The organism is Lactimicrobium massiliense (genome assembly GCF_900343155.1).
GTDB lineage: Bacteria > Bacillota_I > Bacilli_A > Erysipelotrichales > Erysipelotrichaceae > Bulleidia > Bulleidia massiliensis.
Window position 1 is genome coordinate 14,226 of sequence record NZ_OUNG01000005.1, and the last position, 17,306, is coordinate 31,531.

The 17,306-nt window shown below is 39.5% G+C and carries 14 protein-coding genes; 12 read left to right on the forward strand and 2 right to left on the reverse strand.

From position 1 onward, the window contains the following. Positions 1 to 3 precede the first annotated feature (3 nt). The 6 genes from DHU66_RS12710 (at position 4) to DHU66_RS09405 (ending at position 6,121) form a co-directional block, all read left to right on the forward strand. Positions 4 to 261: a DNA/RNA nuclease SfsA gene (locus DHU66_RS12710; protein WP_108775701.1), complete on the forward strand. Its 258-nt coding sequence runs from the start codon at positions 4 to 6 to the stop codon at positions 259 to 261. Positions 262 to 420: 159 nt separating this feature from the next. Beyond that, entirely contained in the window at positions 421 to 1,821 is a 1,401-nt protein-coding gene (locus DHU66_RS09385) for a DUF5677 domain-containing protein (protein WP_209451801.1), read from the forward strand. Continuing rightward, the gene (locus tag DHU66_RS09390) at positions 1,796 to 2,923 is read left to right on the forward strand and encodes a hypothetical protein (RefSeq protein ID WP_108775703.1); all 1,128 of its coding nucleotides are present in this window, start codon (positions 1,796 to 1,798) and stop codon (positions 2,921 to 2,923) included. The genes DHU66_RS09385 and DHU66_RS09390 overlap by 26 nt, the downstream gene beginning before the upstream one ends. 201 nt (positions 2,924 to 3,124) lie before the next feature. Beyond that, positions 3,125 to 4,087 carry a recombinase family protein gene (locus DHU66_RS09395; RefSeq protein ID WP_108775704.1) on the forward strand — a complete coding sequence of 321 codons (963 nt, stop codon included), beginning with the start codon at positions 3,125 to 3,127 and terminating at the stop codon, positions 4,085 to 4,087. Between the two features lie 139 nt (positions 4,088 to 4,226). Beyond that, positions 4,227 to 5,366 (forward strand): hypothetical protein, encoded by a 1,140-nt coding sequence (locus DHU66_RS09400; RefSeq protein ID WP_108775705.1) that lies wholly within the window; start codon positions 4,227 to 4,229, stop codon positions 5,364 to 5,366. A 551-nt stretch (positions 5,367 to 5,917) separates the two neighbouring features. Further along, complete coding sequence (locus DHU66_RS09405) at positions 5,918 to 6,121, forward strand: SymE family type I addiction module toxin (protein WP_108775706.1); 204 nt, start codon at positions 5,918 to 5,920, stop codon at positions 6,119 to 6,121. 59 nt (positions 6,122 to 6,180) lie between these two features. On the opposite strand, the gene DHU66_RS09410 is transcribed toward DHU66_RS09405, so the two are convergent. Then, entirely contained in the window at positions 6,181 to 6,897 is a 717-nt protein-coding gene (locus tag DHU66_RS09410) for an ArsR family transcriptional regulator (protein WP_108775707.1), read from the reverse strand. Positions 6,898 to 7,175: 278 nt separating this feature from the next. Beyond that, complete coding sequence (locus DHU66_RS12070) at positions 7,176 to 7,367, reverse strand: hypothetical protein (RefSeq protein WP_135358353.1); 192 nt, start codon at positions 7,365 to 7,367, stop codon at positions 7,176 to 7,178. Between the two features lie 157 nt (positions 7,368 to 7,524). On the opposite strand from DHU66_RS12070, the gene DHU66_RS09415 reads away from it, so the two are divergent. The 6 genes from DHU66_RS09415 (at position 7,525) to DHU66_RS09445 (ending at position 17,231) form a co-directional block, all read left to right on the forward strand. Then, the gene (locus tag DHU66_RS09415; RefSeq protein WP_108775708.1) at positions 7,525 to 8,109 is read left to right on the forward strand and encodes a hypothetical protein; all 585 of its coding nucleotides are present in this window, start codon (positions 7,525 to 7,527) and stop codon (positions 8,107 to 8,109) included. Between the two features lie 17 nt (positions 8,110 to 8,126). After that, entirely contained in the window at positions 8,127 to 11,321 is a 3,195-nt protein-coding gene (locus tag DHU66_RS09420) for a type I restriction endonuclease subunit R (protein WP_108775709.1), read from the forward strand. Between the two features lie 4 nt (positions 11,322 to 11,325). After that, positions 11,326 to 12,513, forward strand: coding sequence for a restriction endonuclease subunit S (locus DHU66_RS12375; RefSeq protein WP_209451802.1), 1,188 nt, complete (start codon positions 11,326 to 11,328; stop codon positions 12,511 to 12,513). Positions 12,514 to 12,531: 18 nt separating this feature from the next. Then, entirely contained in the window at positions 12,532 to 13,764 is a 1,233-nt protein-coding gene (locus DHU66_RS12380; RefSeq protein ID WP_209451803.1) for a restriction endonuclease subunit S, read from the forward strand. Positions 13,765 to 13,779: 15 nt separating this feature from the next. Continuing rightward, positions 13,780 to 15,414 carry a type I restriction-modification system subunit M gene (locus DHU66_RS09440; RefSeq protein ID WP_108775710.1) on the forward strand — a complete coding sequence of 545 codons (1,635 nt, stop codon included), beginning with the start codon at positions 13,780 to 13,782 and terminating at the stop codon, positions 15,412 to 15,414. A gap of 65 nt (positions 15,415 to 15,479) precedes the next feature. Continuing rightward, positions 15,480 to 17,231 carry a GmrSD restriction endonuclease domain-containing protein gene (locus tag DHU66_RS09445; protein ID WP_209451804.1) on the forward strand — a complete coding sequence of 584 codons (1,752 nt, stop codon included), beginning with the start codon at positions 15,480 to 15,482 and terminating at the stop codon, positions 17,229 to 17,231. The last annotated feature ends 75 nt before the right edge of the window (positions 17,232 to 17,306 follow it).

Consider the following 17,306-nt stretch of genomic DNA (forward strand, 5'->3'; position numbering starts at 1 on the left):
GGAATGATTATCTATTTCGTTGACTCGTGCCAGCCGTTTTCATCAACTGACAGGATGGTAAAACACCTTAACGAGCTTGCTGGATCACTTAAGGATCATGAGAAGGCTGTTTTTCTGCAGGTTTTCCAGTATCGTATAAAAGAAAAGATGGAACGTCTGAGGTCAATGCACTATGAGGAGGTGTCACAAACCTTCAGGAATGCTGCGAAGGCAGGCGTTGAATTTTGGGAGTTCAGCTGGATTTCAGACCGGAGGGGGTAGCGGCATTTCTTTGAGGCGCTTCCGCTATTTTTTAGGACAATAAATGTAAAAATCGGTAGCAGTCAAGATGAAAGGTAAAAGGCAATGAGACATAGCAAATTATCTGAGCATACCTTTAAAAAGGGGAAATTTATAGCTCCAATAAATACATTGCCATTGATGCATGAACTTGAAGACGAGAAGTCATGGACCTATGGTCGTATGCCAGAGTATCTTTGGATTGGCTTAATTTTGAAATATTACGGACGAGATGAAGGACTGAAAAAGTCTTATGGAATAATTTCTACATTACATAAATTGGCTCCCGATCTATATACCGCACGATTGTCTCAGATACTAAAACTTAACATAGATATTCAAAAGAGATTTTTTGATTACATCATTGACATCGGGGCTAAAGAAGCACTTGTACCATTAACTATTTTCCTTACGGCAAGCAAGGCACCTATTTTTGCTGAGTGTTTTTACTGTTCCGATCAGAGCGTTGAGGATAGGTGCGAATCGCTAATTCAAACAATGCGTGACATAATGGATCATCAATCCGATGAATCAACTGATATTAGGTTTGTGGCCCTCTATTTCAATTTGCTTTCGGGAAAAGTGCATCTTCTAAAAGAGCAGGTGGATTTGTTGGCTGTTTATCCAACATCTCAACACACTGATGAAATAATGCGAATGGCTCGTCCCTTGGTACGTTCTCTTGAGATGATGATTTTGACTTTTGAGAAAGTTGACTCTATATATTTAAAGGAATTTTGGAGGTGTGTAAGCGAAATGACAGATTGCAGTGTATTTGCTATTGAATTTCCAGAGGAAAAAAGAAATATTACTGCATATATGGAAAAACTGTATGAAGTTTTTGCGTATCTTTCAGAATTATTTATAACAACTAATCCGCTTGACGAAAAAATGAGTGTTTTACTTGGCATTGCTACATATTCGTATAAGCGGCTAAAAGAAATTTATGAGCATCAATTGTTTAATTCTATCTCTGGTAGAAGTTGTGTACGTGTCCTGATAGAAGACTATATTATGATGAAATATCTCGTTAAAAACGAAACGTCTCACGATAATATATGGCGTGATTACCAGCTGTACGGCATTGGCTTGTATAAGTTGGTTTTAGAAAGGCATAGAGAAAGTGACGTTTCAGACGAATCGCACTTTGATGAAAAATTTGTCGAAGCGTTAGTTAATGAATTCAAAGGTGAAGAATTCATTGATATGGACACCAAATACTTCGATAAGCAAAACATAAGGATCAAGGCAGAAAGTGTTGATGAAAAAAATCTTTATGGCCTATATTATGACTACGATTCTTCTTTTGAACATGGATTGTGGGGAGCCATTCGTGAATCTTCCCTGTTGAAATGTAACAATCCGGCGCACAAATATCATTGTGTCCCGGATATTGATGATAAAACAAGGTTGAAAACAGTTTTACCAGATTGTGTTATGGTTATGAACAAAACCATATCTTTTTTGAACGAGCTTTATGGTATCCCAGAACAGTTGTTAAATGAGGTAGTAAATTTTGAAATCGAACCTATTATTGAATAAAATTCAATTGATCCAATCTGAATATAAGACACTACTCGCAGCTTTGCTGCCGAAATTAAAAAGCCACCATGCTCCGGAAGCGTTAGATGAAATCAATCTGTTTTGGCTTCGTCATATTGAGGAAGTACAACTATATCTAAAGTCTTGGTTTCCGGGTAAAAACAGTTATGTATTTACGGCCGCAACCTATATGGATTTTGATGATAATGAGCATTTACCCTTTTTGATAATTGGAGAAAAGCATGTTCTTGATGATCCATTGATCAGATATTCAACAATGCAAACCAAAATGCCAGAAGGAAAAAATGCAGAATTTCTGTATAAGCAAATTGGAGTGACGGCGGAAGATAATCTGAAGCTGTTAGAAAATGTTCGTGAAGAAATTCTCATATTGCCATTGAGGCTTCTTAACCAGTCAAATGACCATAATTCACTCTATAAGGCTGGTGAACAAGCATTCATAAGTCTTTTTAATGGAATCAATAGTCTAAATGACTATTTTGTAAAGTGTAACAGCATCGAAGATATTGTTCGCTTTGCTCGTGAAGACATTGGAAGATTGATAATGTTTTCCGAAGATGATGATTCCACACTTCCGTTGGAAGAGCGATTTAGAATAGCATCATCACAGACACAATACATGATTGATGCGAATAAATCAGACTCGTATAATTTCTTTATACTTGTATTTGGATGTATACAACAAGCGATAGATGTTATTGTGTCATGCGTAGAATATGGGTGTATTCCATATATTAGATATCCTGTTTCGCTTCATTATATTTCTTTGCTGTCGGAAAGTATGTCAGATATAGAGCAAATAACATTACTTCGATTCAAAATGAGTGTGGCTTTTGCTGTTCATCATCTTTGTGATAAGGATAGGCTTGGAGAGGTTTGCTTAGAAGAGTTTTTAAAAAAGAACCGGATGTATAACTTTAATGAAAAGCTGATCAGCACTCTAACCGTACATAATATTAATGAGAGCAATTTCTTAGGACATTCAATTGGCCAATTGGTAATTGATGAGTTGGAAAAATTCTATGACTTTCTGAGTAAAGAAGATAGTGTTGTTTTGGCAGAAAATCAGCCGAGCAATTAACAACTGCCCGGCTGATCGTGTACCCTATATTTTGTTATTCTTCCATAACCTCTAACATCATCTTGGCACCCAGCTTAAAGCTAATATCCAGCTGTTTTTCTGTATCAATTGATGATTTGTTGTTAGAGCCGGGCGGAATGGGCCATTTTACGCAGGGAGAAAACGGCCAATTTCAGTCGAAAGAAAAGGGCCAATACTGAAGTGAACCCCCTAAGTTGGACAACAACCAGAGAATACCTTGCCGGTGGGACAACGACCAGCATTGCAGCGGGCTTAGAACGAGATGGAATTCTCAACGGTGCCAAGAACAAGAAATGGCATGGAACCAATATTGAGCAGATCCTGAAGAATGAGAAATACATGGGTGATGCTCTACTGCAGGAAACATATACTGTTGATCTTCTCGAGAAGAAAAGAGCAGCAAATCATGGCGAAGTTCCACAATACTATGTCAAAGATAGCCATGAGGCGATCATACCAGAACAGACCTTCCTGGAAGTTCAGGCGGAAATTGCGAGACGCGCAGCAATGAGAAAGGAAACAAACGGAAAATGCTGCTATACATACAAGAATGCACTGAAGAATGTTCTGGTTTGCGGAAGCTGCGGCAGTCCATACCGGAGGCTTACCTGGAAAGCACATGGCCAGCTGCTTTACAGATGGAAATGCAGAACAAGAGTGCAAAATGGGTTGAAGGCTTGTGATGGGCCGATCCTTCATGAGGATGATCTTCAGAATGCTGTGGTGCAGGCCATCAAACAGACCATCTGCAATCCGGATGAAGAATATGAAAAACTACAAAATGATATCCTTACTGAAATAAGTGATGGAAATTCCAAGGAGCTCAAAGAGATTGATGCTGAATTGACGGAGCTTCAGCAGCAGGTGGTTAAGAAGGTAAACAACAACGATGAATTCAACAATCTGGTTGAACGAATTCAGGAGTTGAGAGATCGCAAAGCTCAGCTGACTCAGCAGCAAGCATTGAATGATGGCAACCTGGACCGCATCAAAAAGCTCCGGGAGAAGTTGAAATTAGAAAAAGATAATACACTGGCTTATGATGACCTGCTGGTGCGTGACTTCATTGAGAAGATTGAGGTGTTTCCAGATAAGCTGATCTTTACGATGAAAGCCGGGATGAAAACTGAAGTGGAGATCTGAAGAAAATTGCGACTATTCTGCGGGGAACGGTCTCTTTTTCTTGTGGTAGCAGGTTATTGATAATGATAGAATTTATCTAATTAATCAGTTGCGCAAGCAGCTAATATCAGTTCCTGATAATAGGGGAGAAAAGAAACTTATGAATGAGATTGAAAAGGCTGACGCTGATGTTGAATTAGTGGATATAACTGAAGATGAGATTCCTAAGAATTACTACAAAGTTTCTGTCAATGATTTATCATCACTCGGATTAGCAGGCGATTCATTACAAAAGTTTATTCAAACCGGAGTTAAGCCGGGTGGTGAAGGAATCTATAAAGTTACATTTCCAGAAGGTTTTGACGGATCATTATCTCATTTTAAGAATGAAGATGCTTATCTGGGATCAGGAATAAAAGATGGAAAAATGGCACAAGCGCGTTTACGTCAGGTGACATTTGATCCAATGGAAACTTTTATGGCTTTTGCCTTAATGAATATTCAACATAAGCTAAATGAAATATCCGAAGTGCAACACGAGATACTTGATTTTCTCTATGCGGAAAAAGAATCGGAACTGTCAGGCGATTTGAAACTTCTGGATCAGGTGCTAGATGACTATAAATATAATTGGAACGATGACGAGTCTGTTAAGCATGATCTGATGCAAGTCGCTGCGGTAAAAAAAGATGCATTATCAAGTGTTGATTTATATAAGTCACAAATAAATGAAATAAAAAATGCTCCCATCCTGCCTCATCCAATGATTGCTGCAAATAAACAAATTGTAAAAATGCAGAGATTTATGCAGAATTACCATTCTGCAATTTACATACACGCATACTCAATTTATATAGAAGATCTTTTACTAAAGAAATTTGATGCTGCAAATATTTCTAATGTTAGAGATCGCATAGAAAATGAAGCAGAAGATTACAGAGAGTTTATTCAGGAATGCTTCGACTGGATTGACAAGTATCTTTCCTCATCGATCGACTATGCTATCGGCCCGGCTTATAGAGGATTTGACAAAGTATATGAGAGTGTTCTCAAGCGCATCCCATCTCAATTTGATTTTGATAAATTATTTGCAGGAGATCATGACAGATTTCTTTCCGTTGACGAGCGATTAAAAAAATCTGAGCACGATAAAAATAGTGGCGTTAATGTATTTGCTGACGCCTTGAGTGAAATAGATTACGTAAAACAAAATCAGCTGCAAATGTATATTAAGGGAAACAATATGTATATTCCTTACGAGCTGGTAGAAAACACTCATACTGATGACAAAGATGATTGATGGAGGTTGACATATGCTTGGAATGATAACGACTGCAATTCTTGTTTTTATCATATGGGCTATAGTGAAATTCATTAAAAGCAAGCTTAATTTATAAGCCCAGCAAAGGATATTTTCCCGCAGACAGTGGTACCCATAGATTTGTTTCCTTGAACTACCAAGATGCAAAAAGTGAGCAGTTAAGAGGTCTCGGGGCACGTTGAGACAGTGGTTCTGCTCACCAGGCAGTAATACAGAAGTATCGGATTTTGGCTTAAATAAAGGCTTTTTTGAGATCCCCATTTTTCTCATCATTGAGAAAAATAGAGGTCTTTTTTGATTGCGAAGGAATTGCGGTCGGTACTGTAATGGCAGAACTGCGATTTCGGGCAAAAACAGGGTCGCAGAATAGCTAAACTGCGATTTTTCCGGGTTGTGACAACTTAACTGCGACTATGACAAAAAAGGGTATTTTCACCAGAAACATCATCCGGTATACTCAAATTATCAAAACTCCTCCGTGGGATCATCATTGCTTCAGACTAATTATTATATGAAGGAGGAGAGTTGAAATGTCAGAAACACGCAAAGTGAAAGTTTATTCGGCATTATCGGTACGTGGTAAAAAAGACTACTGGTATAACAACAGATATGTCTATGTCCCGCAGATCCGACTACAGGGTGATTGGTTGAAGCAATATGGCTTTAATGAAAACACTCCGCTCAATGTCCAGTGTGATGATGGAAAACTGACAATCACAGTGAGACAGGACTAAAGAAAGAGCAGTAGATGGGTAATGATCCCAGTCTGCTGCTCACTTTGTGTTTATGAGAATTATTCTTCTCCTTCATACTTTTTGATGATTTCATTAATCCGGTCAACTGATCTGCTGACAGTGGACTGCGACATACCGAGCTCTTCAGCAATTTCGGTTACCGTATCCATCCAGATAAAGTAACGAACGAAGATGTCAACGTGTCGAGTTGTCTTCTGGACAGCCTTCGGATGGAGCTTGTTGTACTGAATATTAACAAAATCCATCCGATGAAGCTCATCTTTGATATCTTCTTGCTCAATATAGCCCATGGCTTCTCTTTCAGTGTCATTTGATCCAGGCGAGTCGAAGTCGATGATTTCGCCGTCGTCATCTGTTGTGCAGAGATCGGAAAAGTTGCTTGTGTCTTTTGCACGCCGCTCATTATATGAAATCTCTTTCTTTATGGCCTTGATATTCTGCTCTGACTTTCCTGATTCTTCGATAAAGAAGAAGCTGAGAATGGTTGTACCGCTGAACTTGTGCTTCATCACAAATCTTGGATCAAGATGCAGCTGCTTGATGGATTCTTTTGAATACAGCGGATAAGGGGTGAAGGAGAAACCTTCAGGTGCTGAATTCAGGTCTACTTTACCGTTCTTCTTGAAGTTGAATTTATAATCATCATTTGCTGTTGCTAAGAAACCGTTGTCGTTAAGCTGTGCATTAATTTTGTCTTTCATGTTGTCCTCCAGTGCGGTGCTCCGGACTGAAGGAGTGGCAATGAAAAAGAGCATGACTGACCAGATCAGAACGGAATTAACCGCTTTGAAATCGGCCAGCCATGCTCGTTGACTGGACACTTGTTTTATTCAGTTGTGAACCATCAATTTATTCGAGCCATCGCTGTGCACCGGGATGAATGGGTTGATGATTGAGTAGTTTTACGCCGTGCTCAGGGCAAATTTGTAGAAACAAAAAGACGGCCGGACACACCTCAAGAGAGATGTGATGCCGGCCGTCTAGCAGCTCTGAATGGCTATATAATGATTACGGTAGATGATGAACCGTTGTTTTAATATTTGTGTGAAACGGCGATAACTGTTCCATTGGAAGAGTTGAACATAAATTTTGTTTCTAAACGAGTATGAGGGTTTCGAATTGTGATGCAATGATGCTCGGGATACCAGATCCCTTCAAGTTTTCCGCGTCGAATGCCGTCGGGTGATGCTGATCTAAGTTCTACAGATTTTTCAATATTTTCCATCTTCACCTCCGTGTAATTTAATCGAAATACTTTTATGAACATAATTTCATTTTATATAGTTAAGCAGTTCTGTCGATGGCTTGAAACTGTAATTTAATCAAAATACATAAATGTTTGAAAAAGTTTATGCTAAAATGGTCTTGACGGAGGAGTAAATATGCTGATATCAGAACTCTGCGAGAGCATAAGGGCTGGGGGGCAAACCGCAAGATTAGCCACGGCCGATGAAGGTGATGCTCCAGGGTACTATGTATATAATATGGATCATTTAGAATCTGACTTATTTCAGTCTGATGAACCAGAAGACCTAACAAAAATAAATCGTATATGTACTCCAGATGAAGTGCTGACGACAAATACCGGTGACTTGATTTATTGCTTGATGAATCAAACTGCAGTGATTGTGCAAGAAAAACATAGTGGGTTCCTTCTAACCCCCAACTACATAAAATTGACCACAAGCTGGATGATCAATAAAAAATATCTGCTGTTCGTTTTGAATTGCAGTGAGGACATAAAGAATCAAATCGGTAAAGGCAGCGGAGTTTCCGTTGCAAAAAGAACATCTATGAAGTCTTTGCTTGATGTGCAGATTGATCATCTGCCGGATTTAAAAATGCAGGAAACAATCGGCAATACATATTATCAACAACTGCATGTTTCATATTTGAGGGAGAAATCAAAGCAATTAAAGGAACAGTTTGTTATTGGGGCCTTAAGAAAAGCTGCTGGCATTAACTGACAAAGAAGGTAAACATAATGGCAAAAACGAGTGAAAGTACGAAAAAGGAAGCGGAATTTGAGCAAGACTTAATCAATTCTCTATGCTCTGGAAAGACCGGACCAACTGCATATGGCGGCTACCGCAAAAAACTCTGGACATATCGTGACGATCTGAAAACAACAGCAGATTTATGGCAGAACTTTGCTGATATTCTTTATCGGAACAATCAGGACAAGTTGGATCATCCACTTAGCATCACAGAGTTTGATCAGGTTAAGAAGATCATCAATGGGCTAACTACCCCATTCAAAGCGGGACAATTTCTATATGGCTACAATGGTGTATCCCAGGTGGAAGTTGATCTGGATGATGGCAGGCATGTGTTTCTTACCGTTTTTGACCAGAGTCAGGTTGGAGCAGGAAATACAGTTTATGAAGTTGCAAATCAGATCGAACGCCCTGCAATAATTCCTGGTAAGAAAGACAGACGCTTTGATGTAACGCTTTTAATCAATGGCTTACCAATTGTGCAGATTGAACTTAAGGCCGAGAAAATTGATGTAAATGATGCTCTGAACCAAATGCATAACTATATGGATGAGCTGCAGTATACGGATATTTATTCAACGATACAGATCCTTGTGGCTATGACACCATATGACTGCAAATACATGGCCAATACAACATCTGATAGATTTAATAAGGACTTTGCCTTCAGATGGCAGCGCCGTAGTGATAACGGCAATGTTTATAAATGGCAGGAGTTTGCAGACCTGTTCCTTTCAATCCCGGCGGCACACCGGATGTCCACTACCTATATGATTCTGGATGGAACCAGAAACGAGGAAGGGCTGAAGGTTATGCGGCCGTATCAGGTTTACGCAACTGAGGCTGTCATTGAATCCATCAAACAAAAGGTCTCCCTAGATATGGGAGTTGAGAAGCTCGGCTATATTTGGCATACGACTGGATCAGGAAAGACCATCACCAGCTTTAAAACAGCATGGCTTGCAACCAGACTTCCGGGTGTAGACAAGGTGGTCTTTGTTGTTGATCGTAAACAGTTAACCCGTCAGACATTTGAAAAGTATCGGGCTTATGATCCGGAGTACGTAAATGATGATGATGTCGGCAAGATCTCTGATGTACATAACACAACAGAATTAGCTAATAGACTGAAATCAAAGAGAAACGACATAGTGGTGACCACAACCCAGAAGCTTTACAATCTTGTGAAGCGTAAGACATTCAAGTCACCTGAGAAGAACATAATATTTATCGTTGATGAGGCACACCGTTCTACGAATAGTGATAAGTTTGCTGAAATTCAGAATGCATTTAAGCGCTCTGGATGGATCGGGTACACGGGAACACCGACCTTTGATACAGAAGACGGCGGCAGACCAACTAAGGATGTTTTTGGTGAGCCATTACATGAATATACAATTCGTGAGGCAATAGAAGACAGTAATGTTTTAGGCTTTAAGGTCGACTTTGAAGATACCATTCCTGAAACAGTTCTGTATGATGAGATCCTCCCGAAAATGTATAAGGATCAGCATCCCGACTGGACAGAAGAACAGATCTCATATGCAATTGGTCATCTGACTCCAGATCAAGTCGAGAATGATAAACTTTCGCATGTTTACGATAATTATCAGCCGCATGTTGAAGCAGTCGTTAAAGACATATTTTCAAAATGGAAGAACCGCTCCAATGATGGCGAATACAATGCTCTCTTAACTACACACGTATCTGTTGGTTCAAGTATCAAGATGGCCTTGATGTACTATGACGAAATTCAGAAGGTTAACCATGAACATGAGAAAACAGGGGAGACTGTGCTCAAGACGGCCATCCTTGTAACAGAGGACGATACAAATAGCGATGATATGATGAGTAACAACAAGGGACTGGAAGAGGCCGTCACTGATTACTCACAGTTGTTTGGTACGCATTTTGATATGAGAAATTACAACGGTTATAAAGAAGATGTAGTTTCTCGTCTTGATAAGAGTGCGGATGATGGCAATTATCTGGATCTGTGTATTGTGGTCAATCAGCTGCTGACCGGTTTTGACGCACCTGGTTTAAATACAATTTATGTAGATAGAGTTCTTCACGGGGCTGGTCTGATTCAGGCATACTCTCGTACTAACCGTATTGAAAATATGCAGGATAAACCATGGGGACAGGTTGTTAATTACCGTTGGCCGAAGCAGAGTGAGAATGAAATGAATCTGGCACTGACCAAGTATTCTAATAAGGAAAATGCTCATATCACTTATGGCGATCAAGGAAAATTAATCGATGATAACATTCTGGCTAAGCCTTTCAAAGAAGTACTGAATGAAACAAAATTGCTTGCATCAGAGCTTCGTGTATTGACGAAGAATTTTGATCATATTCCGACAGATGATGAAGATAGAAATATCATGCTGGAGAAGCTGCAGAAATATAATTCGAATCTTTCAAAGCTGAAACAGTACCCGTTAAAGGAAAATGAAGATGGCACAGTGGAAGGATATGATTATGAGCATCCGGAGAAGCTCATCCATGATATTGGTTTGACCGAGGATGAGAGCAAGATTCTTTCAACTTCCCTTACAAATGAACTGAAGAGGGTAATTGGTAAAAAGCAGAACATACCGCCGTCTGACGTTGATCTGACAGTTGTCCATCTCAAAGAAGTGCACGTTGATTATAAATACCTGACTGAGCTCATCGAAAAGCTGATGAAAGAAGTTCACAACGATGAGATGAAGAAGGCACAAGAGACCAGAGATAAGATTCGTGAATTTGCGTCCAGTCTGGAGAATCCAGAATTTGCAAAGGCAGTTAGGCAGGCAGCTGATGCTATTTACGAAAAGCTGTATCCTTCTAACAATGCTCTAGTAGTGATTAATAACAATAATGGTACAGATGTAAATAAGGTGATTCAGGAAGCACAGACAGCGTCCGTTCATAAGATGGTTCTTGATTTCCGTAATAAGTGGGGAATCACAGATGTTATTTCCAGTGATGATTTCTTGCGGCTGATTGCAAATCATGATTATGGAGAGCAGGATCTTGATGAAGCAGGGAAGATGAATGACATCATTTATCGGGGGTCGCTTGTTTATCAGGAAATGTCTACTGATGATGAAGTAAAGGCACTCAGACGTTTAAAGTATAGAAATGCTCTGCGTCAGGCAATTTATGATTTTGCAAATGAATATGTAATGGAGTAATGGCATGAGTGAAGGCAAAGAAAAAAGAAAAATTCCGAAAGTTAGATTTCCTAGCTTCACTGATGATTGGGAACAGCGTAAGTTCTCTGAAATAGCGCAGAGAGAGTCCACTGCTAAGAAATCATCGACAGATTTTCCGAGCGTAGAATATGAAGACGTTGTATCAGAGGTTGGCATTTTAAATAAGGATGTCAGGCTCAAAGAAACTCAAAAAACAGGTATCGGTTTTGACGGAAGTCAGGTTCTATATGGAAAGCTCCGTCCCTATCTACACAACTGGTTAAGCCCCGATTTTTGTGGCGTTGCAGTAGGTGATTGGTGGGTTTTGAAGCCTGTTAATGTTGATAAGAGTTTCCTTTTTCGGCTGATTCAAACAGAAAAATTTGATGACATTGCAAACCAGTCATCGGGGTCAAAAATGCCTCGCGCGGATTGGAATCTTTTATCAAATACTGAGTTTATGGTACCAGCAGAAATAGAGGAAGAGAGGAAAATTGGTCAGTATTTCTCTGAACTCGACCACCTTATTACCCTTCATCAGCGTAAGTTGGATGATCTGAAAGAGCTGAAAAAAGGTATGCGACAAAGGCTTTTTCCAAAGGATGGCAAGAATATTCCTGATCTCAGGTTTCCTGGCTTTAATGGTGCATGGGAAAGACATACGCTCAATGATGTTGCTAAATACCGAAATGGTAAAGCTCATGAAAATGATATAGATGCCGCAGGAGCTTATGTCGTTGTGAATTCTAAGTTTGTATCTACAAATGGTGCTGTTCAAAAATTTTCGAATAAACAAATAGAACCATTATTTAAAAATGAAATTGCATTCGTTTTAAGTGATGTTCCTAATGGAAGAGCAATAGCAAGAACATTTCTAGTGGATAAAGATAATACTTATACACTCAATCAGCGTATAGCTGGAATTACACCATTGAAAAATGCAGATCCATATTTCTTGTATATTCTGATGAACCGCAATCCGTATTTTTTGAAATTTGATGATGGTGTTAAACAGACAAATTTGTCAGTAAAAGATGTGATGCAGTTTGTATCATTTTATCCTACTTATGAAGAACAAAAGATCATTGGTAAATATTTTGAAAATTTAGATAATCTTTTATTACTTCAGCAAAAGAAAATTAATGACTTGCTGGAGCTGAAAAAGGGGCTATTACAGCAAATGTTTGTTTAATCGGAAAGGCGAGAAATAATGTCAAAAGTTGAAATAAAAAATCATCGCATTCCGAATATCAGGTTTCCTGATTACCACGACGAATGGAAATCATATGCGATGAAGGAACTCTATATTCAAAGAAATGAGCAGGGAAATAGTTTGCTTCCTATTCTGTCAGTTTCAATTCATACGGGTGTTTCTGACGGTGAGCTAGATCCTGATTCGTTGGGAAAGCAAGTTAGGCGAAGTGAAGACAAGTCAAAATACAAGCACGTATATTCAGGTGACCTAATTTTCAATATGATGCGAGCATGGCAAGGCGCCATTGGCGTTGCTAAAAACGAGGGGATGGTAAGTCCAGCGTATATATCAGCGATTCCAAATGATGAAGTGTATCCGCCATTTATGAATTATCTCTTTCAGCGGAAAGACATGATAGATCAAATAAATAATTTGTCATATGGAGTGACAGACTTCAGAAAGAGGCTTTATTGGGACTCTTTTGAGAAGGTAAAGTGTATGCTGCCATCCATAAATGAACAAAAGGATATTACTGATTTCTTTGAAAAACTTGATCACAGTATTTCAATAAATGAGAAAGACATAGAAGACTGGAAGGTACTGAAAAAATGCTTATTACAGAGAATGTTTCCTAAAGAAGAAAAAACGGTACCTGAAATCCGATTCCCTGGCTTCACTGATGATTGGGAACAGCGTAAGTGTGGAGATGTTTTGACAGAACGAAACATTCAGCATCCTCAAAGCAATGAATATCCTTTGGTGTCATTTACTGTTGAAAACGGTGTAACACCCAAGACAGACAGATATGAGAGGGAACAGTTAGTAACAGGCGATAAAGCAGCAAAAAAGTATAAAGAGACTCGCCTTAATGATATTGTTTATAATCCAGCAAATTTGAAGTTTGGAGCTATAGCGCGTAATAAGTATGGAAATGCTGTTTTTAGCCCGATTTACGTTACTTATGAAGTTGATGAGCAAATCGCACTTCCAGCCTTTGTTGAAATGTTTGTGACTAGAGAAAGCTTTATTCAAAATGCACTTCAGTATCAGCAAGGCACTGTTTATGAAAGAATGTCTGTCAACACAGATGACTTTGCAAACTTGGAAATAATGTTGCCATCGAAAGAAGAACAGTATCAAATTGGTGAATTGTTTGCTTCTCTTGACAACACAATTACTCTTCATCAACGTAAGTTGAATGACCTGAAAGAATTGAAAAAAGGATTACTGCAACAGATGTTTATATAACGAAAAGGAGACATTATGAAAATAAACGAAATAGAAAATAATTTGTGGAGCATGGCTAATAACCTGCGCGGAAACATGGATGCTTCAGAATATAAGAATTATATTCTAGGTTTTATGTTCTACCGGTTTCTTTCTGAAAAGGAAGAAAAATATCTGGTTGATCAGAAACTTGTACAGCCAGTTGGAGATGAGTCTATTGCGGAAGCTTTCAAAACAGCAATCATTGAAGAAGGCGGCGGTGACTCTGAAGAAAAAATGGAAGAGGGCTGGAGTGATTTTGAAGAAGATCTTCTTTCAGGTCTTGGCTATGCCATCAAGCCTCAATATTTATGGGCAACAATTATCAAGGGCGTAAATGATAAAACCATTGAGCCGAGTACTTATCAGGATGCCATCACGAGCTTTGACCAGATTGCAAAGAAGAATACCAAGGCAGAATCCGACTTCCGCGGAATCTTTAATGAGATGAATCTTGGTGCAGATCGCCTCGGCCCGACAACTGTTGAGCGCGCTAAATCACTGAGCAGAATTGTTGATTTGGTAGACAAGACACAATATGTCGGTGACAGCGGAGAAGATATCCTCGGTGAAATCTATGAATATCTCATCGGACAGTTTGCTGCAAATGCTGGAAAGAAAGGCGGTGAATTCTATACACCACATAAAGTTTCAGAACTCATTGCTAGAATTGTTACCGATGGAAAAGAAGAAGACGGGAGTGAATTTTCTGTTTTCGATCCTGCATGCGGATCTGGATCCTTGCTGCTGACAGTCGGATCTCGACTTAATAAAGATAACAAGGTTGGTGCTGTTCAGTATTATGGCCAGGAATTAAATACCGGAACATATAACATTGGTCGAATGAACCTTCTGATGCATAACGTTATTTATCAGGATATGCATCTTCATAATGCAGATACCCTTGGAAGAGACTGGCCGGATGGGCCAGATGCGGCGGGTGTTGATCATCCTAGAATGTTTGATGCAGTCGTTGAAAATCCACCATACTCTGCAAAATGGTCCGCTGACGAAAGTTATACCAAGGATCCAAGGTATAAGGATTTCAACGGTGCTCTTGCTCCAAAGTCAAAAGCGGACTATGCCTTCTTGCTGGATGGCCTCTACCATCTGAATAAGAAGACTGGTGTAATGGGAATCGTACTCCCACACGGTGTTCTGTTCAGAGGTGGCACTGAAGGGGAGATTCGCAAGACACTGATTGATAAAAACAATATTGATACCATCATTGGATTACCGGCAAACTTGTTCTATGGAACCAGCATTCCGACGATCATCATGATTCTCAAGAAGGATCTGAAGAATGATAGAAACATTCTGTTCATTGATGCAAGTCAAGGATTCGAGAAGGTTAAGAACAAGAATGAACTGCGTGACCAAGACATTGATAAGATTGTAGAGACATATCGTGCTAGAAAAGATGTGGATAAGTACGCACATCTGGCAACCTATGATGAAATTGAATCGAATGACTTTAATCTGAATATTCCTCGCTATGTGGATATTACAGAAAAGGAACCGCCTGTAGATCTGGATGCTGTCCTCGCAAAGATTAAACAGGATGATATAGAAATAGATGCAGCCAGCAAGAGGATCGACGAACAGTTACGAATTCTGAAAGTTATCAAATAATCCATCACAGACTGATTTAAAAAGGTATTTGCATGAAAACCAATGACAGAGATTTAGTGGAATTAATGAAAGAAGTAGATAGTGGAGCAGCACAACTCCCTGATTTTCAAAGAGGCTGGGTATGGGATGATGGACGAATAAAAGCATTGATTCTCAGTGTGATCCATAATTTTCCTGTTGGAGCAGCAATGTTTCTGGAATATGGAAATGAAAGTGTTCATTTTAAACATAAGCCGATTGAAGGTTCACCAGCTGATCCAAGTAAGGATCCTGAAGAACTGATTCTTGATGGTCAGCAGCGTTTGACTTCTCTTTACAATGCTCTTTACAGCAGAAAGCCAGTTCATACCAGAACGGATAAGGGAAAGCCGATAGAAAGATATTATTACTTGGATATCGAGAAAGCCTTAGATCCGAAGGCAGATGATGATGAAGTTGTGCATTCCATTCCTGAAACAAGACAGCTTACTTCAGATTTTGGCCGGCATGTCGATCTTGATCTTTCTACCAGAGATCTTGAGTTCCAACATAAAATGTTCCCGCTGAATATTATTCTTGATACATCAGAACAACAGAAATGGCAGAACGAATATTACAAGTATTATCACTATGATGGATCAGTCATTGAGCAATTTACGAATCTGTTCTCAAAGGTCATTAATCCAACCCAACAGTATAAGATGCCCGTCATCAGTCTGGATAAAGATACACCGAAAGAAGCAGTTTGCCAGGTATTTGAAAATGTGAATACCGGAGGAGTTTCACTTACCGTTTTTGAATTGGTAACTGCAATTTTTGCCATGGACGATTTCCAACTTCGGAAGGATTGGGAAGAGCGTAAAGAGACCTGGTTCAATGATGATCTGCTTTCCATTGTTACATCTACGGATTTCCTTACTGCCTTAACGCTTTATTCATCATTCAAGGCAGGAGGCACTGTCAGCTGTAAGAAGAAAGATGTTCTTGCACTGACGTTGGATTCCTATAAGAAATATGCTGATGACTTGTGCCAGGGATTCTCAATTGCCGGAAAGCTTCTGAAAGAAGAGAGAATCTTTTCAAGCCGTGATCTTCCATATAGCACACAGTTAATCCCGCTTGCTGCTATCTGCACAGCATTGATGGATGGAAATAAGATCAATACGGCAACGGTGAAGAATAAGGTTAAACAGTGGTATTGGTGCGGCGTATTCGGAGAACTTTATGGATCCGCAAATGAAACCAGATATGCCAACGATATCGTGCAGGTGATGAAGTGGATCAATGAAGATGGGGATCTGCCAAAGACAGTGACAGATTTTTACTTCAATCCAATGCGTCTGCTCAGCCTGCAGTCCAGACAGTCCGCAGCATATAAGGGCGTGATGGCTTTGATTCTGAAGAACCATGCTAAGGATTTTATCTCTGGCGCAGAAATGGATTTCTCTACTTATTCTTATTCGGATGAGAAGATTGATATCCATCATATCTTCCCGAAGGATTACTGCGTTGCACAGCATTATGACAAGCTGAAGTGGAACAGCGTTGTAAACAAGACACCAATCTCTGCCAGTAGTAATCGTGAGATCGGTGGCGTTGCACCATCTATTTATCTGACCAAGCTGGAGAAGAAGGGATCTGTATCACCGGCTGATCTGGATAGCTATGTTGAAACACACTGGATTGATCATAATCTTTTGAGAAATGATGACTTCCAAGATTTCATCATTGAACGTGCAAAGAAACTTCTGACAGCCATTGAAAAGGCGACTGGAAGAACAATCTCTGGCAAGGATTCTGACGAAGTACAGCAGGCATTCGGCGCTTCATTAATTTGAACAGAAAGCCGGCGACATCAACTAATCAAATGTAGCAGGGGAACGCAAAATCATTATTTCTTTGAAATTCAGAAT